Annotated in this window: 18 protein-coding genes; 12 read left to right on the top strand and 6 right to left on the bottom strand. The window is 74.2% G+C overall.

Going from position 1 to position 20,132, the window contains the following annotated elements; translation table 11 throughout:
- The first annotated feature begins 67 nt into the window (after positions 1 to 67).
- The 4 genes from ACNF49_RS45585 to ACNF49_RS45570 are packed head-to-tail and all read left to right on the top strand — an operon-like array spanning position 68 to position 4,395.
- On the top strand, positions 68 to 493 hold the full coding sequence (locus tag ACNF49_RS45585; RefSeq protein ID WP_482941623.1) for an alcohol dehydrogenase catalytic domain-containing protein: 426 nt from the start codon (positions 68 to 70) through the stop codon (positions 491 to 493).
- A complete protein-coding gene (locus ACNF49_RS45580; RefSeq protein WP_482941622.1) occupies positions 490 to 1,170 on the top strand; it encodes a zinc-binding dehydrogenase in 681 nt (226 codons plus the stop codon). Before ACNF49_RS45585 ends, ACNF49_RS45580 begins: the two co-directional genes overlap by 4 nt.
- Positions 1,171 to 1,180: 10 nt before the next feature.
- Complete coding sequence (locus tag ACNF49_RS45575) at positions 1,181 to 2,134, top strand: aldo/keto reductase (RefSeq protein ID WP_482941621.1); 954 nt, start codon at positions 1,181 to 1,183, stop codon at positions 2,132 to 2,134.
- The gene (locus ACNF49_RS45570; RefSeq protein WP_482941620.1) at positions 2,131 to 4,395 is read left to right on the top strand and encodes an arylsulfatase; all 2,265 of its coding nucleotides are present in this window, start codon (positions 2,131 to 2,133) and stop codon (positions 4,393 to 4,395) included. Before ACNF49_RS45575 ends, ACNF49_RS45570 begins: the two co-directional genes overlap by 4 nt.
- Before the next feature lie 4 nt (positions 4,396 to 4,399).
- Here the strand turns inward: ACNF49_RS45570 and ACNF49_RS45565 are convergent, their stop codons facing one another.
- Entirely contained in the window at positions 4,400 to 5,725 is a 1,326-nt protein-coding gene (locus tag ACNF49_RS45565; RefSeq protein WP_357979632.1) for a glutamine synthetase family protein, read from the bottom strand.
- Positions 5,726 to 5,852: 127 nt separating this feature from the next.
- On the opposite strand from ACNF49_RS45565, the gene ACNF49_RS45560 reads away from it, so the two are divergent.
- The 4 genes from ACNF49_RS45560 to ACNF49_RS45545 are packed head-to-tail and all read left to right on the top strand — an operon-like array spanning position 5,853 to position 9,887.
- Positions 5,853 to 6,659: an acetoacetate decarboxylase family protein gene (locus tag ACNF49_RS45560; protein ID WP_482941619.1), complete on the top strand. Its 807-nt coding sequence runs from the start codon at positions 5,853 to 5,855 to the stop codon at positions 6,657 to 6,659.
- A 25-nt stretch (positions 6,660 to 6,684) separates the two neighbouring features.
- A complete protein-coding gene (locus ACNF49_RS45555) occupies positions 6,685 to 8,145 on the top strand; it encodes an aldehyde dehydrogenase (RefSeq protein WP_357979636.1) in 1,461 nt (486 codons plus the stop codon).
- Positions 8,138 to 9,046: a 3,4-dihydroxyphenylacetate 2,3-dioxygenase gene (locus ACNF49_RS45550; protein WP_482941618.1), complete on the top strand. Its 909-nt coding sequence runs from the start codon at positions 8,138 to 8,140 to the stop codon at positions 9,044 to 9,046. Before ACNF49_RS45555 ends, ACNF49_RS45550 begins: the two co-directional genes overlap by 8 nt.
- Positions 9,039 to 9,887, top strand: coding sequence for a fumarylacetoacetate hydrolase family protein (locus tag ACNF49_RS45545; RefSeq protein WP_357979640.1), 849 nt, complete (start codon positions 9,039 to 9,041; stop codon positions 9,885 to 9,887). Before ACNF49_RS45550 ends, ACNF49_RS45545 begins: the two co-directional genes overlap by 8 nt.
- 33 nt (positions 9,888 to 9,920) lie before the next feature.
- Here the strand turns inward: ACNF49_RS45545 and ACNF49_RS45540 are convergent, their stop codons facing one another.
- The 3 genes from ACNF49_RS45540 to ACNF49_RS45530 are packed head-to-tail and all read right to left on the bottom strand — an operon-like array spanning position 9,921 to position 12,548.
- Positions 9,921 to 10,361: a GNAT family N-acetyltransferase gene (locus ACNF49_RS45540; RefSeq protein WP_482941617.1), complete on the bottom strand. Its 441-nt coding sequence runs from the start codon at positions 10,359 to 10,361 to the stop codon at positions 9,921 to 9,923.
- Complete coding sequence (locus tag ACNF49_RS45535) at positions 10,339 to 11,073, bottom strand: gamma-glutamyl-gamma-aminobutyrate hydrolase family protein (protein WP_482941616.1); 735 nt, start codon at positions 11,071 to 11,073, stop codon at positions 10,339 to 10,341. Before ACNF49_RS45535 ends, ACNF49_RS45540 begins: the two co-directional genes overlap by 23 nt.
- Positions 11,070 to 12,548 (bottom strand): aldehyde dehydrogenase, encoded by a 1,479-nt coding sequence (locus ACNF49_RS45530; RefSeq protein WP_482941615.1) that lies wholly within the window; start codon positions 12,546 to 12,548, stop codon positions 11,070 to 11,072. The genes ACNF49_RS45535 and ACNF49_RS45530 overlap by 4 nt, the downstream gene beginning before the upstream one ends.
- 227 nt (positions 12,549 to 12,775) lie before the next feature.
- On the opposite strand from ACNF49_RS45530, the gene ACNF49_RS45525 reads away from it, so the two are divergent.
- On the top strand, positions 12,776 to 13,402 hold the full coding sequence (locus tag ACNF49_RS45525) for a hypothetical protein (protein ID WP_357979648.1): 627 nt from the start codon (positions 12,776 to 12,778) through the stop codon (positions 13,400 to 13,402).
- Positions 13,399 to 13,647 carry a hypothetical protein gene (locus tag ACNF49_RS45520; RefSeq protein ID WP_482941614.1) on the top strand — a complete coding sequence of 83 codons (249 nt, stop codon included), beginning with the start codon at positions 13,399 to 13,401 and terminating at the stop codon, positions 13,645 to 13,647. The genes ACNF49_RS45525 and ACNF49_RS45520 overlap by 4 nt, the downstream gene beginning before the upstream one ends.
- On the opposite strand, the gene ACNF49_RS45515 is transcribed toward ACNF49_RS45520, so the two are convergent.
- Entirely contained in the window at positions 13,611 to 14,456 is an 846-nt protein-coding gene (locus tag ACNF49_RS45515; protein ID WP_482941613.1) for a polysaccharide deacetylase family protein, read from the bottom strand. The genes ACNF49_RS45520 and ACNF49_RS45515 overlap by 37 nt on opposite strands.
- Before the next feature lie 236 nt (positions 14,457 to 14,692).
- Between ACNF49_RS45515 and ACNF49_RS45510 the strand changes: the two genes are divergently transcribed.
- Together ACNF49_RS45510 and ACNF49_RS45505 are read left to right on the top strand one after the other, a co-directional pair.
- Entirely contained in the window at positions 14,693 to 15,871 is a 1,179-nt protein-coding gene (locus ACNF49_RS45510) for a L,D-transpeptidase (protein ID WP_482941612.1), read from the top strand.
- An 81-nt stretch (positions 15,872 to 15,952) separates the two neighbouring features.
- Positions 15,953 to 16,642, top strand: coding sequence for a hypothetical protein (locus ACNF49_RS45505; RefSeq protein WP_357979657.1), 690 nt, complete (start codon positions 15,953 to 15,955; stop codon positions 16,640 to 16,642).
- A gap of 45 nt (positions 16,643 to 16,687) precedes the next feature.
- Here ACNF49_RS45505 and ACNF49_RS45500 read toward each other — a convergent pair whose 3' ends face one another.
- Positions 16,688 to 19,957: a glucodextranase DOMON-like domain-containing protein gene (locus tag ACNF49_RS45500; RefSeq protein ID WP_482941611.1), complete on the bottom strand. Its 3,270-nt coding sequence runs from the start codon at positions 19,955 to 19,957 to the stop codon at positions 16,688 to 16,690.
- Between the last annotated feature and the right edge of the window lie 175 nt (positions 19,958 to 20,132).

Here is a 20,132-nt window from a genome sequence, read left to right as displayed (position 1 = left end):
GGCTGTAATTGTTTGTCAACGAGTGTAGATTAACCACACTTAACGGTCGAAAGCCACGAAGGTGACCATGCCTACGAGAACCGCCGCCGCCGTCCTCACCGAGCACGGCAAGCCCCTCAGCCTTCAGGACGTCCCGCTGCCCGACGCCGTCGAGCCCGGCGCCGCCCTGGTGCGCATCACGTGCACCACCCTGTGCGGAACCGACGTGCACCTGTGGGCCGGCCAGATGACGTTCCCCGGGATGCTGCCGATGATCCTCGGCCACGAGATGGTCGGCGAGGTCGTCGAGGCCGGGCCGGGCACCACCGACGCCCTCGGCCGCCCGATCGGCGCGGGCGACCGCATCGGCTGGTCGGAGTCCACCTGCGGCCACTGCTACGGCTGCGCCGTGCTGCGCCAGCCGGTCGCCTGCGCCAACCGCGGCTACGGCTTCACGCAGCGCGCCGACCGCCCCCGTACGCCACGGGCGGCCTGGTCGAGTACTGCTACGTGACCCCCGGCGCGGCCAAGCTGCTGCTGCCCGCCGACGTCAAGGACACCTGGGCCTCGATGTCGGGCTGCGCGGCCAAGACCGTGCTGCGCGCCGTGGACCGGGCCGGCGGCATCAGGACCGGCTCCACCGTGGTGGTGCAGGGCGCGGGCGCGCTCGGAATCTTCGCCACGGCCGTCGCCAGGATCGCCGGCGCGGGCACCGTCATCACCGTGGGCGGCCCGGACGACCGGCTGGCCGCCGCCCGGCGCTTCGGCGCCGACGCGACCGTCTCGACCGACCTGGGCAAGGACGAGCGCGTCGCCCGGATCAGGGAGCTGGCCGGGGAGCGCGGCGCGGACTACGTGTTCGACCTGGCCGGAGCGCCGACCGTGGCCGAGGAGGCCGTCGCGGTGGCCGCCCAGCGCGGCACCGTGGTGATCGTCGGCTCCACCGGGTTCGAGCTCGCGCCCGTGCCGCTCGGCGCGGTCATGGGCAAGGAGCTGACCGTGGTCGGCTCGCTCAACGGCGACATCGCCGACTACCACCGCTCGATCGAGTTCTTCCAGACGTTCGCCGCCCGCATGCCGTGGGACGAGCTGTTCAGCGAGCCCGTCGGCCTGGCGCGGGCCACCGCCTGCGTCGAGTCGATGTCCAGGCTCGGCCAGATCAAGGCCGTCATCGACCCCCGCCTGCCCTAGGAGACCTGCTGTGCAGACCATCCCCCGCCGCCGCATCGGGCGCACCGGACCGGAGACGGGCGTGCTCGCGCTCGGCTCCTGGCACACCTACGACCGCATGGACTTCCACGACGCGGTCGCCATGATCCGTGAGGCCGTGGACCACGGCATCGACCTGTTCGACGTCGGCGTGTACGGCTTCCCCGGCATGCCGCCCGTGTTCACCGACGTGATCTTCTCGGCCCTGGTGCGCGCGGCCGGCCTGCGCCGGGAGGACTACCTGCTCTCCTCCAAGCTGTGGCTGGAGGGCTACCCGGAGCACAGCCTGCGCGACCAGCTGATCAACGCCCTGTTCCGGGCCGGCGCCGAGCACGCCGACCTCGTGGTGCTGGGCGACCTGCGGCACGACGGCGTGGACCTGCACCGGCTCGTCGTCGACCTGGCCGGCCTGGCGAAGGAAGGGCTGATCCGGAGCTGGGGCGTCAACAACTGGTCGGCGGCGAACGTGCAGACGCTCATCGACGCCGCCGCCGGCGAGGGCGTCGAGGGCCCGGCCATCGCGCAGCTGAAGTACAGCGTCTCGCGCCGCTCGATCCCCGACGGCGCGCCGTTCGCCCGCATCTTCGCCCAGGGCGTCACACTGCAGTCCTCCGACGTGCTGGAGGGCGGCGTGCTGCTGGGCAAGGGCGTGGACCGGCAGGTCGGCCGCGACCCCGGCGGCATCAGGGAGCGCATCGCGGCCTCGGCGGCCGAGCTGGCCGCGATCGCCGCCGACCTGGGCGCCACCCCGGCGCAGGTGTGCGTGGCCTTCACGCTCACCCACCCGGCCAACACCACGACGCTGTTCGGCGCGACCGGCCTGGACCAGCTGCGCGACAACCTGGCGGCCGTGGAGCTGGTCGAGCGGGTCGGCGCCGAGGAGCTGCGGGCCCGGGTGGCGCCGCTGTGGGCCGACAAGGACGCCGTCGATCCCGAGGGCCCGTGAGCACGCCGCCGAGCAGGGGGTACGAGGGCTTCGGCGGCACGGCCGGCGAGCTGGCCTCGCAGTCCACGCCCTGGTGGCCGCAGCCGCGGCGGGCGCGTCCCGGGGCGCCCAACGTGGTGGTCGTGCTGGTGGACGACCTGGGGTTCAGCGACCTGTCGCCGTTCGGGTCGGAGATCGACACGCCGCACGTGCAGGCGCTGGCCGAGTCGGGCTACCGGTTCACCAACTACCACAGCACCCCGCTCTGCTCGCCCTCCAGGGCCGCCCTGATGACCGGGCTCAACCCCCATCGGGCCGGGTTCGCGATGGTGGCCCACGTGGACCCGGGCTATCCCGGCTACCGGATGGAGATCCCGCCGGAGGTGCCCACGCTGGCCGAGTCGTTCCGGGCCGGCGGGTACGCGACGTTCATGGTCGGCAAGTGGCACCTGACCATCGAGTCGAAGCTGCACGACGGCGCCGACAAGAGCTCCTGGCCGCTCCAGCGCGGCTTCGACCGCTACTACGGCTCCATGGACGGCTTCACGTCCCTGTTCCACCCGCACCGCCTGATCAGCGACAACGGCCCGATCCCCGACGAGGGCTTCCCGGACGACTTCTACCTGACCGACGCCCTCACCGACCGCGCCATCGGCATGATCAACGGCCTGCGCGCCAACGACGCCGACAAGCCGTTCTTCCTCTACTTCGCCCACCAGGCCGTGCACGGCCCGGTGCAGGCCAAGCCGGCCGACGTCGCCAAGTACCGCGGCCGCTACGACGCGGGCTGGGCCAGGATCCGCGAGGAGCGCTTCGCCCGCCAGCTCCGCGACGGCCTCTTCCCCGAGGGCACCCGGCCGTCGGACCCTGACCTCGCGCCGTGGGAGGAGCGCACCGAGCTGTACGCCCGCCACATGGAGGTCTACGCCGCCGCCGTGGACGCCGTGGACCAGAGCCTCGGCCGGCTGGTCGAGCACCTCAGGCGCATCGGCGAGTACGACAACACCGTCATCGTCGTCACCAGCGACAACGGCGCGACCGCCGAGGGCGGCCCCGAGGGCACCCGCAGCTACCTCAGCCGCTTCGTGCACCTGGCCGGCCTGCCCGACGACTGGTGCCACGACGTGCCGCGCGACCTCGGCCTCGTCGGCGGCCCCCAGGTCCACGGCCACTACCCGCGCGGCTGGGGGAACGTCTCCAACACCCCGTTTCGCCGCTACAAGGGCCACGCCTACGCGGGCGGCATCCACGTGCCGTTCGTGTTGTCGTGGCCGGCCGGGCTGCCCAGGGAGGCCGGCGACCCGGGCGTGCGCGACCAGTACGCCTACGTCACCGACGTCGCGCCAACCCTCCTCACGCTGGCCGGCCTGGACCATCCGCAGGACGTGGACGGCGTGCCGTTCGACCACTTCCTGCGCGAGCGCGACCGGCCGAGCCGGCACCGCTCGCAGTACGTCGAGAGCGGCGGGCAGCGCGGCTACTTCGAGGACCACTACAAGCTCATCGCCCCGCACCTGCCCGGCACGCCGTTCACCGACGACGGCTGGGAGCTGTACGACATCGCCCGCGACCCGGCCGAGACCACCGACCTGGCCGCCGAGCAGCCGGAACGGGTGGCCGACCTGGCCGCGAAGTGGCGGGCGGCGGCCTGGCTCAACACGGTCTTCCCGCTGGCCGACACGCCGGACATGCTCAACACCCGGCCGCCGGCCGAGCTGGCGCTGTCGGAGCCGGTCACGATCCACCCGGGCACGCCGGTGCTGGAACGGTTCCGGTCGAGCAGGCTCACCTCCATGCGGTCGTTCACGATCGAGGCGTGGCTGGAGCGGCGGCCGGGCGACGAGGGCGTGATCGTGGCCCACGGCGACCAGGGCGGCGGCTACGTCCTGTACGTCGAGGACGGCGAGGTGCGGCTGACGTACAACGCCTACGGCGTGCCGGTGCGGGCGGCCGGCCCGCTCCCGGCGGCGGGGCCGGTGACCGTCACGGCCCGCTTCACGGCGCTGCCGGAGGTGCGCTGGGACATCGAGGTGCTGGTGGACGACAAGCCGGTACTGGCCGTCGAGCGGGTCCCGCAGCTGCTCGGCATGGCCCCCTTCACCGGCATCAGCGTCGGCTTCGACTACGGCGGCCCGGTGGACTGGGAGCTGCACGAGCGCAGGGGCGTGTTCCGCTACCGGCGCGGCCTGGACCGGGTGCGGTACGTCCCGGGGGAGAAGGCGCCCTACAACCCGGAGATCATCGCGCTGGCCGAGGACCTGGCGCAGCGCGCGATCGAATGACGGGTCACAGGTGGTAGGCGTACTCGCCGAACTCCCAGTCGGTGACGTGCCGCTGGAAGCGGGCGACCTCGTCGCGCTTGTAGGCCAGGAAGGCGGCGGTGAAGTCCTTGCCGAGCAGCTCGGTGAGCTCGCCGTCGGCCTCCAGGGCGTCCAGGGCCTCGGGCAGGGTCATCGGCAGCACCGGGGCCTTGGAGGCGTCGTAGCCGTACCCGACGAGCGGCGCGGGTGGCTCCTCGGCCGCCCGCACCCCCAGCAGCGCGGCGGCCGCGGTCCCGGCGACCAGCAGGTACGGGTTGGCGCTGGCGTCACCGAGCCGCAGCTCGAAGCGGGCGCCCGCGCCGCGCTCCGGCGGGACGCGGAGCATCGCGCTGCGGTTGTCGAGCCCCCAGTCGACGAGCCAGGGGGCCAGCGTGTCGGGGCCGAACCGCTTGTAGGAGTTGACCGTCGGGTTGGCCAGCGCCGCCAGCGCGGGGGCGTGGGCCAGCACGCCCGCGATGGCGTGCCGCGCGGTCGCCGACAGCCCGTACGGCGCGGCCGGGTCGTCGAAGGCGTTGCCGCCGTCCTCGCCCAGGCACGACAGGTGCAGGTGGAAGCCCGACCCGCCCTCGTCGTTGAACGGCTTGGCCATGAACGTCGCCAGCCTGCCCTCCACCCGCGCCAGCTCCTTGACCGCGGCCTTGAACCAGAAGGCCCGGTCGGCCGCGTCGAGCGCCTCGGAGTGCCGCAGGTTGATCTCGAACTGGCCGCTGCTGAACTCGTGGTTGCCCGCCGAGACGCGCAGGCCGAGGTCGCGCAGGTGCCGCAGCGTGCGGGTGAGGTGGCCGTCGGGGTCGCCGCGGCGGCCGGCGGTGTAGACGTTGCCGGTGGCCTCGGCGTAGCGCTGCCAGCCGCCCGCCGGGGCCGGGTCGCACAGGAAGTACTCCAGCTCGGGCCCGACGACCGGGCGCAGGCCCTGCTCGGCGCACCGGGCCAGGACGGCGCGCAGCAGGTCGCGGGGCGACTCGGGGGCCGGGGCGCCGGTGGCGGGGTCGACGACGTCGCCGTGGCACCAGGCGACGCCGGGCTCCCACGGCAGCGGGGCGAGCGTGGCCAGGTCGGGTATGACGGCGATGTCGGGCAGCCCCGCGTCCAGGCCGCCGCTGATGTCGGCGGTGCCGCCGCGCGGGGTGGAGTGGTAGACAGCGCGGCAGAAGGCGAGGCCGTGACCGAGGGCGTCGGGCAGCGCCTCCAGCAGGACGTCGCGGGCGCGGTCGGTCCCGGTCAGGTCGGGGTAGGTCACGCGGACCACGTCGACGCCCCGCTCGGTCAGGCGGTCGATGTGCTGCTGCACCGGTCTCTCCTAGGGTCGTTTGACGCCAAACGTAACGGGCCCGTATTGGCTGCCGCAAGGGCTGTTGACCGATCGGCCTGGATGTTCATATTTTATTTGGAACCAAACGAGTTCCAGGAGGACCATCTTGGCCGGCGTCCGCGGCTACTTCCACCCCAAGACGGCCACGGGCCGCTCGTCCCTCGTCCCGGAGCCGCCGTGGCACTACTCCGGCGACCTGCTCACGATCGAGTACCGCACCGACCCCGCCCGGGTGCGTGAGCTGCTGCCCGAGCCGCTGGAGCTCGCCGCGGAGGACCCGGGCGCGGTCGCGCTCATCTGGGCCGACTGGCAGTCCTGCGCCGGTTCCCGCGAGGAGCTGCTGGACCCGGTGCGCTCGCAGTACAAGGAGGCGTTCGCCGTCGTCCGGTGCTCCTACCGGGGGCGGACCTACTCCAGGTGCGTCTACATCTGGGTGGACAAGGACTTCGCCGTCGCCAGGGGGTTGCACCAGGGCTATCCGAAGAAGCTGGGGTCGATCCACCAGACCAGGCCGCACCCGTACGGCCCCGCGCCCCGCATCGAGGCGGGCGCCCGGTTCGGCGCGACGCTGGCCGCCGCCGACCGCCGCCTGGCCCAGGCCGTGGTGACCCTGCGCGAGCCGTCGCCGCACAACGGGTTCGTCAACGGCCATCCCATGGCCCACCACCGCTGGCTGCCGGCCATCGGCAAGGGCGGCGGGCTGGCGCTCGACGAGCTGGTCGAGTCCGGCGCCGCCGCCTTCGAGGCCGGCCAGGCGTGGGCCGGCGACGCCGAGCTGGAGCTGTTCGACGCCCCCACCGAGGAGCTGTCCCGGCTGGCCGTCCGCGAGCCCATCGGCGCCTACTTCCGCCAGGTCGGCGTGGTGTGGGACGGCGGCACGCTGCTGGAATCCGGCACCTCCGGCGCGCACTAGCCCCTTGAGATTGGAAGCACCCGACATGTCCGAACAGATCACCGTCGCCGGGGTCACCGTCGACACCCGCCACTGGATCGGCGGCCGGCGCGTCGCCTCCGCGCGCACGTTCACCGACCTCTCGCCCATCGACGGCACCGCGCTCGGGGAGATCGCCCGCGGCGGCCCCGCCGAGGTGCACGCCGCCGTCACCGCCGCCCAGGACGCCTTCCCCGGCTGGGCCGCCACCCCGCGCGCCGGCCGGGCCGCCGTGCTGCGGGCGATCGCCGACGGCGTCGAGAAGCGGCTGGAGGAGCTGGCCGCCGTCGAGACCCGCGACAACGGCGCCCTGCTGCGCTCACACCGCCGTGGCGTCATGCCCCGCGTCGCGCACAACTTCCGGTTCTTCGCCGACTGGCTGGAGGGCCTCGGCCACGACGACTTCGACACCCGCGGCCACGCCAACCACGTCTCCTGGGACCCGGCCGGCCCCTGCGCCCTGATCACGCCGTGGAACGCGCCCCTCATGCTGGCCACCTGGAAGATCGCCCCGGCGCTCGCCGCCGGGAACACGGTGGTGCTCAAGCCCGCCGAGTGGTCGCCGCTCACCGCCTCCCTGCTGGCCGACGTCGCCGCCGCGGCCGGGCTGCCGGACGGCGTGCTCAACGTCGTCCAGGGGTTCGGCGAGGAGGCCGGGCAGGCCCTGGTCGAGCACCACGGCGTGCGCCGCGTCAGCTTCACCGGCTCGGTGCCGACCGCGCGGCGCATCGCCCGTTCGGCCGCCGCCAACCTCACCCCGCTCAGCCTGGAGCTGGGCGGCAAGTCGCCGCTGCTGGTCTTCGCCGACGCCGACCTCGACCTCGCCGTGGACCTGGCCGTCGAGCAGTACGACAACGCCGGGCAGGTGTGCCTGGCCGCCACCCGGCTGCTGGTCGAGGCGCCGATCGCCGAGGAGTTCACCCGCCGCTTCACCGAGCGGGCCGCGGCCCTGGTCCAGGGCGACCCGCGGGACGAGGCCACCGACGTCGGCCCCAACATCCACCCGCGCCAGGTGGAGAAGATCGACGGGTTCGTCCGGCGGGCCCTCGCGGCCGGGGCGCGCGCCGTCCTCGGCGGCGAGCGCGGGGACGGCCTGTACTACCGGCCCACCCTGCTCACCGACGTGGCCCAGGACAGCGAGATCGTCCAGGAGGAGGTCTTCGGCCCGGTGCTCACGCTGCAGACGTTCGACACCGAGGAGGAGGCCGTTCGGCTGGCCAACGACACCCGCTTCGGCCTGGCCGCCACCGTCGCGACCGGCGACCGCGAGCGCGCCCGCCGGGTCACCGAGCGGCTGGTCGCGGGCACGGTCTGGGTCAACTGCTTCTTCGTGCGCGACCTGCGCGCGCCCTTCGGCGGCTCCCGCGAGTCCGGCGTCGGCCGCGAGGGCGGCACCTGGAGCTTCGACTTCTACTGCGACCTGAAGAACACCGTCACCGCGCCGAAGGGCTGGAGCGACCATGGGTGAGATCGTCGGGGCGGGCCTGCTCGCGCACGTCCCCACCATCGTGCTGCCCGAACGCACCCGGCTGGAGCTGAACGAGGGCAAGGAGATCACCCTGGTCACCGGCCTGCGCGAGCTGCGCCGGGACGTCTTCGAGCGCGACGACTACGACACCGTCGTGGTGCTGGACTCCCACTGGGCCACCACGGTCGAGTTCGTGGTCACCGCCCAGGCGCGCCGGGCCGGGCTGTACACTTCCGAGGAGCTGCCGCGCGGCATGTGCCGGATGCCGTACGACTTCCCCGGCGACCCCGAGCTGGCCCGCAACGTGGCCTCCTTCGCCGACCGGCACGGCACCTGGATCACCCCCATCGACGACGACCACCTGCCGATCTACTACGCCACCACCAACCTGTGGAAGTACCTCGGCGAGGGCCTGCCCGGCAAGCGCTGGGTGAGCATCGGCGTCTGCCAGACCGGCGACATGGAGGACCACCTGCGACTCGGCCGCGCGCTGGCCGACGGCGTCGCGGCCACCGACCGCCGGGTGCTGGTGATCGCCTCCGGCGCGCTGTCGCACACCTTCTGGCCGCTGCGCGAGCTGCGCGACCACGAGTCCAGCGACCCGCGCCACGTCTTCACCCCCGAGGCCCGCGCCGCCGACCTGCGGCGCATCGAATGGTTCCGGCAGGGCCGGCACGACGAGGTCCTGCGCACGATGCCGGAGTTCCGGACGTACAAGCCCGAGGCCCGCTTCCACCACTACGTCATGCTGGCCGGCGCCCTCGGCGAGGAGCGCTGCACGGCCCCCGCCCGCCAGTACGGCGAGTACGAGAACTCCGTCGGCACCGGCCAGGCCCTGCTCTGGTTCGACCGCCCGTCCGGCGGCTGGACCGCCCCCCGACAGGAGAACGCCCATGCCTGAGTACCGCCGCGTCCTGCTGGACGGCGCCGTCACCGAGACCGTCCGCGACGGGGACGAGCTCGTCGCCGCGGACGGCCGCCGGATCCGCGCCGACGAGGCCGCGCACCTGCCGCCGGTCGTCCCCACGAAGATCATCGCAGTGCACCTCAACCACCGCAGCCGGGTCGAGGAGTTCCGGACCCGGCTGCCGGACGCGCCGACCTACTTCCACAAGCCCACCTCCTCGCTCAACTCCCACCGGGGCGCGGTCGTGCGGCCCGAGGGCTGCAAGTGGCTCAACTACGAGGGCGAGATCGCCATCGTCATCGGCCGGACCTGCCGCAACATCGCCCCCTCCGAGGCCGGCGCGCACATCGCGGGCTACACCGTGGCCAACGACTTCGGGCTGCACGACTTCCGCGACACCGACGCCGGATCGATGCTGCGCGTCAAGGGCTCCGACACCCTCTGCCCGCTCGGCCCCGGCCTGGTGACCGGCTGGGACTTCCGCGGCAAACGCCTGCGCACGTACGTCAACGGCGAGGTCGTCCAGGACGGCAACACCGACGAGATGACGTGGGACATGCACTACCTGGTCGCCGACATCGCCCGGACGATCACCCTCTTCCCCGGCGACGTGCTGCTGTCGGGCACCCCGGCGGGCTCGCGGCCCGTCCGGCCGGGGGACGTGGTCGAGGTCGAGGCAGAAGGGCTCGGCCGGCTGACCAACCACGTCGTGACCGGGCCGGTGCCGATCCGCTCCGACGTCGGCGCGCAGCCGACGGAGTCGGAGGAGGTGCGCTCGACCGCGCTCGGCGGCGACTGGGAGTTCCGGGGCGTCCGCCCGCCGCGCCGCCCGTGAGCCGCGGGGGCGGCGGCCCGCCGCCCCGGACGCTCACAGGGGGTGGTTGAGTATGCGGCGGCCCTCGTCGCGGAAGCCGCGCTTGCCGTAGTAGGCGAACAGGTGGCTCACGTCGGCGCCGTTCGGGGCGATCACGATCTCCAGGGTCGTGCAGCCCCGGCCGGCGGCCCACCGGCGGCTGTCCTCGATCAGCCGCTCCGCCTCGCCCCGCCGTCGCGCCTCCGGCGCGACGAACAGGTCCTCCAGCTCGGCGTACAGCCCCTGCTCCAGCCCGAACGTGGTCGTGGTGATGCCGAACGCGACCAGCCGGCCCTCGCTCTCGCTCACCGCGACCCGGACGTCGGGCGCGGCGATCAGCCTGGCGAGGTTGGCCTTCAGCGTCCGCGCCGGGGTGGTGAAGCCGTCCTCGGCGTAGAAGGCGACGGCGAGGTCGTGGAGTGCGGGCAGGTCGTCAGGGACGGCGGCGCGGATCATGACAGCCATGATGCCCCGACTCGCGGACGAGCGCGTCGAACAGGGCCTGCTGGGCCGGGTCGCGATGGGCGGTGTCCTCGGGATGCCACTGCACGGCGGTGAACCAGCCGGGCGCGCCGTCGTGCTCGAGGGCCTCCACCGTGCCGTCGGCGGCGTGGGCGGCGGGGGACAGGCCGTCGCCGAGCCGCTCGACGCGCTGGTGGTGGAAGCAGGACGCCTCCACCTTCGCCGTCCCGGCCGCGCGTTCCAGCAGGGTGCCGGGGCGCAGCGACACCGGGTGCACGACGTGCCGGTGGCCGCCCTCCGGGCCGCCCATGTCCTGCTCCAGCGTGCCGCCGAGGGCCACGTTGACGACCTGGAGACCGCGGCAGATCGCCAGCGTGGGCAGCCCGGCGGCCAGGGCGTGGCGGGCCAGGGCCAGGTCGAAGGCGTCCTGGTCGTCGTCCACGTCGTAGACGTCCTCGTGGGTGTCGGGGGCGCCGTAGCGGTGGGGGGCCACGTCGCCGCCGCCGGGCAGGAGCAGGCCGTCGAACCTGGCCATCCGGCCCGCCACGTCGTGCGGGCCGTCCGTGCCCGCCGGGTGGATCGTGGCCGGCTCGCCGCCCGCCCGCCACACGGCCTCCACCAGGGCGCGGGCGCTCACCTCGGCGGCGTGGCGCAGGGCCGAGGCGGTGGCGGAGAAGCGGGCGGGGATCGCGATCAGGGGTCTCACAGCCGGATCCAGGTGGTCTTGAGCTCGGTGTACTTCTCCAGCGCGTGCGCCGACTTGTCGCGGCCGTTGCCCGACTGCCGCATGCCGCCGAAGGGCACGGTCAGGTCGCCCTCCTCGTAGCAGTTGACCCAGACGGTGCCCGCCCTCAGCGCGCGGGCGACGCGGTGCGCGGTGCCCAGGTCGGAGGTCCACAGGCCGGCCGCGAGACCGTACTCGGTGTCGTTGGCCAGGCGGACGGCCTCCTCGACGTCGTCGAAGGCCAGCACGGACAGCACCGGGCCGAAGATCTCCTCCCTGGCCAGCCGGGAGCCGGGGTCCACCCGGTCGAAGACGGTGGGTTCGAGGTAGGAGCCGCCGGTGCCGGCCAGGATCCGGCCGCCGCCCGTACGCAGCCGCGCGCCCTCGGCGAGACCGGCCTCGACGTGGCCGCGCACCCGGTCCAGGTGCGCCTCGCCGACCAGGGCGCCCATCTCCGTGGCCGGGTCGAGCGGGTCGCCGACGCGCAGCGCGCGGGCGCGGGCGACCACGGCCTCCGTCACCCGTTCGGCGACCGACCGGTGGACCAGCAGGCGGGACGGCGCCGTGCACATCTCGCCCTGGTTGAAGAAGATGCCCCAGGCGGCGGTGGCCGCGGCGGCCTCCAGGTCGGGGGCGTCGGGAAGGATAATGTTGGGCGACTTGCCGCCCAGCTCCAGCCACACCCGCTTGAGGTTGGAGTCGGCCGAGTAGCGCAGGAAGTGCCGCCCGACGGCGGTGGAGCCGGTGAAGGCCAGCACGTCCACGCCGGGGTGCAGGCCGAGCGCCCGCCCGGCGGTGGGGCCGTCGCCGGCGACCACGTTGAGCACGCCCGGCGGCAGCCCGGCCTCGGTGGCCAGCCGCCCCAGCTCCAGGGCCGACAGCGGCGACAGCTCCGACGGCTTCAGCACGACCGTGCACCCCGCGGCCAGGGCGGGGGCCACCTTCCACGAGGCCAGCGTGAGCGGGAAGTTCCACGGCACGACCGCGCCGACGACCCCGGCGGGCTCGCGGGTGACCAGGGCGAGGGCGTCGGGGGGCACGTGCGGGGCCTCGTCGGCCAGCTTGCCGGCCAGCTCGCCGTACCAGCGGAAGGTGGTGATCGCGGCGCGCAGCTCGATGTCGTGCGCGTCGGTGATCGGCTTGCCCATCTCCAGGCTGACGAGCAGCGCCAGGTGCGCGCGCCGCTCCTCGATCAGGGACGCCAGCCGCACCAGCGCCCGCCCGCGCTCGGCGGGCGCCATCCGCGGCCACGGGCCGGAGTCGAATGCCCGGCGCGCGGCCGACACGGCGAGCCCGACCTCCGCCTCGCCGCCGTCGGCCACCTCGGCCAGCACCCGGCCGTCGCGTGGCGAGCGCACGGTGAAGGACGCGCCGCCGGGCTCGTCGGCGCCGTCGATGTGGTGCCCGGACGGCGGCGCGACCGCCGCGGCCCGGCTCAGCCATTCCTCGTGGGTCACGACGCGCCTCGCTCGCAGGCGGTCACTTGTTGTTCGGTGGCGAACGTCTGGACGAGCGTCGGCATGTCGCCGTTGACCGGCATCGTCGGCCCTTCTGTCGCGGACGGGTGCGCCAAAAATGTACGGTCCCAAACGATCGGCAGTCAATGGCCTGTCGCCCCGGGCCGGGAACCGGGCCCGGCGGCCCGCTCGTTGGCCGGTCGTCACCCCGACTCCGTGGAGGATCCTTGTTACGACTCGCCTGCCTCGCGCTCGTCGCCGTCCTGACCGCCGGATGCGCGGTCGCCGACACCGGTCAGCCGGTGGCGCCGGAGGAGACCGAAGAGGTCATCGACGACGAGCCCGACGGCGGGTCCGACGCCGCGGCGCAGGACGAGTCCGCCCGGATCGCCGTCTGCGTGGACACCGGTACGCAGACCAGGGCCGACTACCGCCCGTGCGAGGACGAACGCCGGGGCTACGACTGGTACTTCTACGCCGGCGACGACACCGTCCCCGCGGTGGGCGAGCGGGCCGACGGCGGCACGTACGAGGACCCCGGGGGCGACGAGCTCACCAAGGCGTCGCCGCAGGGCGGCCCCGGCGCGGAGGCCGCCATCGAGACGCCCTCGGAGTGGGTCGAGGTGTGCGTCAGGAAGCCCTCCCGGCAGCGCGTGGTCAACAACTTCTGCGAGGACCGGCAGGGCGGCTACGGCTGGTACTACGTCGCCATCGACGGCCGCGTGCCGCCCGTCGGCGAACGGGCCGACAACGGCGCCTTCAGGTTCTACGGCGGCGACAGCTACCGGGCCCGCGAGTCGGGCGGCGACGCGGCGGACGCCGCGATCGGCTACGAGGAGACCGCCGAGGAGTGATCCCGACGGCCGGGAGGGTCGTGCCGGGCGGGGCGAACGACACGACCATGAACCGCCAGTGGGAGCGCGACACCTCCGACAACGTCAACGAGACCACGACCGTGCACACGGTCACGGCTCCGGGCAGGCACGTGCTGAAGTTCTGGACGGTGGACCCGACCGTCGTCCTGCAGCGGCTCGTGGTGGACACCGGCGGGCGCCTGCCCAGCTACCTGGGACCGCCGGAGAGCCGCCGGGCGTTGTAGACGACCTTCGGCGGCTCGCCGCCGAACAGCTCGCTGACCGTGACGAAGCGGTAGCCGCGGGCGGACAGGCCCTTCAGCACCCGCGGGACGGCCTTGACCGTGGTCGGGTGGATGTCGTGGAACAGGATGACGCTGCCGGGGCGGACCCGCTTGAGCGAGACGCGGGCCACCCTGGCGCTGTCGCGGTACCGCCAGTCGAGGGTGTCCACGCTCCACAGGACCAGCGGCCGGTGCGCCTGCCGCCGCACGTCGCGGTCCGTCGCGCCGTACGGGGGGCGCACCAGGCCGGGCACGACGCCCGCGGCCGACTTCACGGCCCGGTCGGTGCGGGCGAGCTGGGACCTGATCGCGGCCGGCGACAGCCTGGTCAGGTCGGGGTGGGACCAGGTGTGGTTGCCGAGCTCGTGCCCCGCCTCGACCGTGCGGCGCACCACGTCGGGGTGGGCGCCGACGTTCCGGCCGACGACGAAGAACGTGGCGTGGGCCCGGTACTTCGCCAGGTGGCGCAGCAGCGTCCCGGTGTAGGGCCCCGGGCCGTCGTCGAACGTGAGCGCCACGCACTTGACCTTGCGGCAGTCGGGCTTGTCCGGGCCCACGGCGGGCTCGCCGGGCTCGGTCCCGTCGGGCCTGTGGACGCCGTTGCGGTCGGGCTTGTGGTCGGGCCTGTGGTCGGGCTTCGGCTCGGGGGAGGCCGACGGCGCCGGGTGGGTGGGGGAGGGCGTGGGGCGGGCGGGGGTGGCCCCCGTGAGCGCGGTCGTGACGGCCAGTGTCGCCGCGGTCATCCCGATACCGGACAGGTATCGCTTCATGCCGCCGTTCATGACGTTCCCCCTCATGCACCGCCCCCGGTGCGTCATCCCCTGAGACCGGCCCAGAAGGACCGTTCCAGAGAGTTGGACACCAGATTCGCCCGCAAGGTTCGCAAGAGCGTTCATCCGCGGATGAAGGTTTCTCCCATGCTCAATGGGCAGAGGTGTCCGCACGTGACAGCACAGACCGTTCAATGAAGAAAATGACGCCTTGTCAGGCACGGGAGGCATCGACGATGCGGAACGGCCGGACCAGCACGACGCTCGCCCTCGCGGGGCTCCTCCTCGCCGGATGTGCCTCCGGCGGCGGCGGCGCCCAGCCGGCGGGCGGCCCGCGGCAGGCCGAGGGCCCGGTGGCCAAGCTCGCGATCACCCCGGCGGACGGCACCAGGAAGGTCGCCCCCGACACCGGGATCAGCGTGCGGGTCACCGGCGGCAAGGTCACCAAGGTGACCGTCGCCGACGCCAAGGGCCGTCAGGTGACCGGCTCGACGGCGGCCGACGGCACCTGGCGGCCACGGTGGCCGCTGCGGCCGGCGACGTCGTACACGGTGAGCGCGCAGGCCACGGGCACCGACGGCAAGGCCGTCACCGGCCGGTCGTCCTTCACCACGCTCAAGCCCAGGCGGGCCCTGCAGAGCGGCATGTCGCCGCTGGACGGCGAGAAGGTCGGCGTCGGGATGCCGGTCCAGCTCCTGCTGTCCCACCCGGTCACCTCCCGGCAGGCCCGCGCGGCGGTCGAGCGCTCGCTGGTGGTGGAGATGTCCGAGCCGGTCGAGGGCGCGTGGAGCTGGGTGAGCGACCGCGAGGTGCAGTTCAGGCCGCGCGAGTACTGGCCGGTGGGGGAGCGGGTCAAGGTCGTCGCCCACCTGGCAGGGCTGCGCGCGGGCGAGGACCTGTGGGGGACCAGGGACCGCAGCCTGTCCTTCACCGTCGGCCCCCGGCACGTCACCAAGGTCGACGCCGACCGCCACCGGGCCGTCGTCACCGCGGACGGCAAGGTCGTCCGGACGATCCCCGTCAGCCTGGGCAAACCCGGCGACGACAGCTACTCCGGCACCATGATCGCCCAGGAGAAGGCCGCGGAGACCGTCATGGACTCGGCCACCATCGGGGAGCCGGGCGAGTACCGGATCAAGACCAAGTGGAACGTCCGGATGACCTACAGCGGCACCTTCTTCCACGCCGCGCCCTGGTCGACGGGCGCACAGGGCAACTCCAACGTCAGCCACGGCTGCGTCAACGCCGGTCCCGCGGACGCCCGCTGGTTCTACGACTTCACCCAGCGCGGCGACGTCATCCAGGTCAAGGGCACCTCGCGCAAGCTCCGGTTCGGCAACGGCCCGACCCCGTGGGCCAAGTCGTGGGCGGAATGGCTCGCCGGCAGCGCCACGGGCAAGCCCGTAACCGGCTAGACCGTCATCTGACGGCAGGACCTGCGAGAACATCAGAATGTCGCCTTGCCCGCGGGGGCCCGCACCACGATCATGTCGCCAATGGACGCCGACGTACCCCTGGACTACTACCTGATCTACGCCGCCGACCGTGGCCGCGGAACACTTCCCCTGGGCATCCTGGTCGAGGAGTTCGTGCTCTGCGACGACTACACCGCCGCGGGCATCGACTGCGCGGAATGGACCGCCGAGTGCGGCGAGTGGCGCGAGTCGCCCGGATCAAGCCGGGCCATCCGCGCCGACCCCGCGCTGCGCGAGCGGGTGCTGCCCGTGACCAGGCGCGACGCCCGCGAGACCTACTCGATGCTCGGCGGCGGCGCGCTGCCGGAGGAGGCCGAGCTGCGGGCCTTCTTCCAGTACCGCCAGGCGCTCCCCGCCGCCGCCCCGCTCGACCTGGGCGGCTCCCGTTCGGCGCAGACCCGGCGCTACCGCATCCTGTTCGCGGGCGAGCTCGGCGAGCGCGGCCTGGCGAACGTGAGCACGGTCCTGCGCCTGGAGCCGCCGCGGGAGAACCCGCGGGCCAGGATCGCCGGCACCGCCACGGCGACCGCCGACGGACACACCTTCACCTGGGAGCTGCGGCGCATCGGCCCCGGCATCGCCTGGTGCCTGGACGTCACCGTACGCCTGAGCGCCGGCCCGCTGGCCGCCATCGGCGCGCTGCTCCACCACCACCGGCAGGCGATCCGCGGGCAGGGCCTGATCCCGGTCACCATCGAACGCTTCGCCTGACCACCCGGCCGCCCCATCGCGGCCGGGCCGGGCGGGCGCAGCCGGTCAGGGCACGGTGACCGCGCGGAGCGTGACCGGGCCGAGCAGCGGGTTCAGCTCGTCGGCCTGGGAGACTCCGTCGGGGGTGAGCACGTCCAGAGCCTTGGGCACCGTGCCGGGGTCGGCCGCGCACAGGGGCGCGCCGCCGCCCTCGGGGCACACCCCGAACCGGTACGGCTCCGGCGTCGCCGCGAACCCCCTGGCCTGGTCGGCGGCGTAGCCGTCCTGGCCGGTCAGGACGACCGCGAACCGCCAGCCGGGCCCCGGCGTGCCGAACGTCGACCGGGGCAGCGCGACGGTGATCGTCCTGGTGGCGCCGGACACGCGCACCGCCGCGCCGCCACGCCCGCGCCCGTCCGCGCCGACCAGCACCGGAGCGGCGAAACCCTGCGCCTCGACGCGCTGCGACCAGGCGTCCTCCTCGGCGATGCGGTAGTTGCGCTGCGGGAACGCCGCCTGCGCCGACCACCCGGCGGCGGCCGGGTCGCGCACGTAGACGTCGAGCAGTTGCGCGCCCATCGGGCTGCCGAACGTGGGGGTCAGGTCGCGCAGACCGGCCCGCAGGTAGACGGTGGTCGCGTCGGTGATCACCTGGAACCGCCGCAGGTCGAACGCGCCGGGACGGAAGTCGGCGGCCGTCGGGTAGGCATAGGTCCCCGGGCCGTCGTCGTCGCCCTCGGGGTCGGCCACGTCGAGCACGGTGGTGCCCCCGACGACGTCGCCGACGACCGAGCGCCGGGCGTGGGCGGTGCGGCCGCCCGCGGTCGCGGTGACGGTGAGCACCACCTCGCCGAACGCGACCGGCGCCCGCGCGGTGAACGCCCCGTCGGGCCCGGCGCGCACCGAGACGACCCGCGCCGGCGTCCCGAGGTCGACGGGCGCGGCCTCGACGTCCACGAGCGCGCCCGGCGCGGCCGTCCCCGCGACGGCGACCGAGGCGCCTTCGGCGGTCGCGCCGTCGGAGGGGGCGGTGACGGTGAGCGGGGTGGTGCCCGGCATGCCGTGCGCGGCGTACCGCTCGCGGACGGCCTCGGGCTGCTCGGCAGGGCGGCGGGCGCCCAGCGACAGGACGAGCCGTACCAGCTGCGCCTGCGCCCAGGTCAGCGGGGACGCCGAGCCCGCCGGACCGCCGTCGCGGAACCCGATCGAGGCGGTCGCCGGGTCGCTCCCGTACGGCGCGGCGGCCAGGCCCGGGTTCTCCCACGCCTGCTCGGGCACCAGCCCCGTGCCCGACGACATCGCCCGCATGGCCGCCAGCAGCGACGCCGCCGCGGCCTGGTCGCCGCTCTGGAGCGCCTGCTCGGCCCGCTCCCCGGCGAGCACCGGCCACACGTGGCCCGACCCGGTGTTCCCGGTCGGCCACGGCCTGCCGGACGGAGCGCACGAGGTCGGGTCGGGCTCGTGGCAGTCGCCGTAGCCGTCCTCGGTGCCCGGCGTGTCCGAGCCGTACCGGTACCAGCCGGGGCCGCTCGCGGTCGTCCGCCGCAGCACCCGGTCCACGACCGGCAGGGAGGCCAGCACGTCCGGGTCGTCCGCGGGCAGGACGCCGAGCCTGGTCAGCTCCAGGAAACCGGCGTCCACCACCCGGCGCTGGTCCTCGGTGGGGCCGCCGTTGCCCAGGTCGTAGGAGAGCGCCGCGTCGGGGTCGCCGCCGCGCGACAGGCGCAGGAAGTAGCGGGGGGCGTATGGGCCGGTGGTGGTCACCGTCCAGCCCTTGACCGAGCGTGCGAAGTGGTCGGCGGCGGCCCGGTAGAGCCGGGCGCGGGCCCGGTCGCCCTGCCGGTCGGCGATCTCGCCCGCCGAGACCAGCCCGGCGATCTCGGCCGCGATCGTGGAGGGCGAGTGGCCCGCCTGCTCCTCCCACCGCTCCACGCCGTACGCGGGCCCGCGCGCCAGCAGGAAGTCGGCCGCCGCCCGTACGCGCGGCCACAGCCCCGCCTCGCCGCCCAGCCCGGACTGGTGGGCCATGAGGATCGGGTAGGCCGTCTCGTCGAGCTGGTCGCCGCCGGAGTCGGGCGCGAGCCGGCCGTTGAGCAGCGAGTTGCGCGGCAGCCTGCCGTCGGGGAGCTGCTGGCGTTCCAGCAGGAAGCGGGTGGTGGCGCGGGCCGTGGCCAGGTCGCCGGCGGTGAGGAAGCCGGTGAACGCCTCGTACAGGTCGCGGGCGAACACCTCGCGATAGGAGCCGAAGTAGACCGGCTTGCCGCCGGGCAGCGAGCCCGCGTCGACCGCCTGGCCCCACGGGCTCGCCAGTGAGGCGACGACCGCGCCGGGGAAGGTCTTGTCCTCACTCGCCTTCAGCACGTTCGCCGACAGCCGGTAGACGTCGGCGAGGGCGGCGGGCGGCCGGCGCAGCCCGGCGTCGTAGGCCGCCCAGCCCGCCTCGAACGCGGCGCGGGTGGACTCGAACGGCCGCGCCGCCGCCGCGCCCGCCGTCCGCAGCGCGGCCTCGGCGGTGCGCCCGAAGCCCAGCGCGAACGTCACCGCGCCCGAGGCGTCGATCGGCAGCCGGGCGGTGGCCACGACGTTGCCGCGCGGCGCGCTGTCGTAGGGGGTCAGCTCGTGGTCGGCGTCCAGCTGCGCCAGCCCGTCGCCGGACGTGCCCGCGTAGCCGACGCTCGCCAGCGGCAGCCGTCGTTCGGCCCGCAGCGCCAGGTGGGTGGGCACCGCGTAGTCGCGCTCGGGCGCCGAGGTCTCGGTGCCGGTGTCGGAGATCACGGGCGCGCCGGTGGCGGCGTCCACCGCGCCGGTGTCGGCCCCGCCGTCGGCCGGGCCGCCGCCGCCGTTGCCGTTCACGCTCGCGTCCAGCCGGACGTACAGCCGCAGGCCGGGGGGCTGCAGCCGGGTCCGTACGACGACCGCGTCGCTCCCCGGGTCGGTGACGTAGGTGGTGGTCAGCCGGTAGCGGCCGGTGCTGCTGGTGGAGGTGACGGTGCAGCTCAGCCCCGAACGCCCGGTCTCCACCCGGTAGGTGGTGTCGCGGGCCTGCGCCTCGGTGAACGTGCGGCCGTCGGTGACGACGAACTGCATCGTCTCGACGTTCGTGTTGTCGATCGTGGGCTCGTAGACGTCGGACAACACGCCGCCCGCCACCGTGTACCAGACCTTGGACGCCCGGCCCGCCGCCGTCCCCACGCAGTCTTTGCGCGCCTGCCCGAAGTGCGCGGCGGCCCCGGGCCCGGCGGGCGCGGGCCCGGCGGCGACGGCGGGCGCGACCGGCAGGACGACCGGCGGCACGCACAGGACCAGGGCGACGAAGCACCGCCGAAGACCACGCATGAACGCTCCCCTCCGCCCCCACGCCTGGTTGCAGAGAAAACCACCCGGACGCCCCTGTCAACCCGGCCCACCGCCCCGCCGAGGTCAAGGGACCTTGGGTACGTCGAGGTGACCGTTTGCCTGTAACAGGCCCCCGTTACGGGTACGATCACCGTCCGAAGGCCGGTCTTCAACC

It is taken from the genome of Actinomadura sp. ATCC 39365 (assembly GCF_054392275.1).
This window is presented reverse-complemented; position numbering and strand designations above follow the sequence as displayed.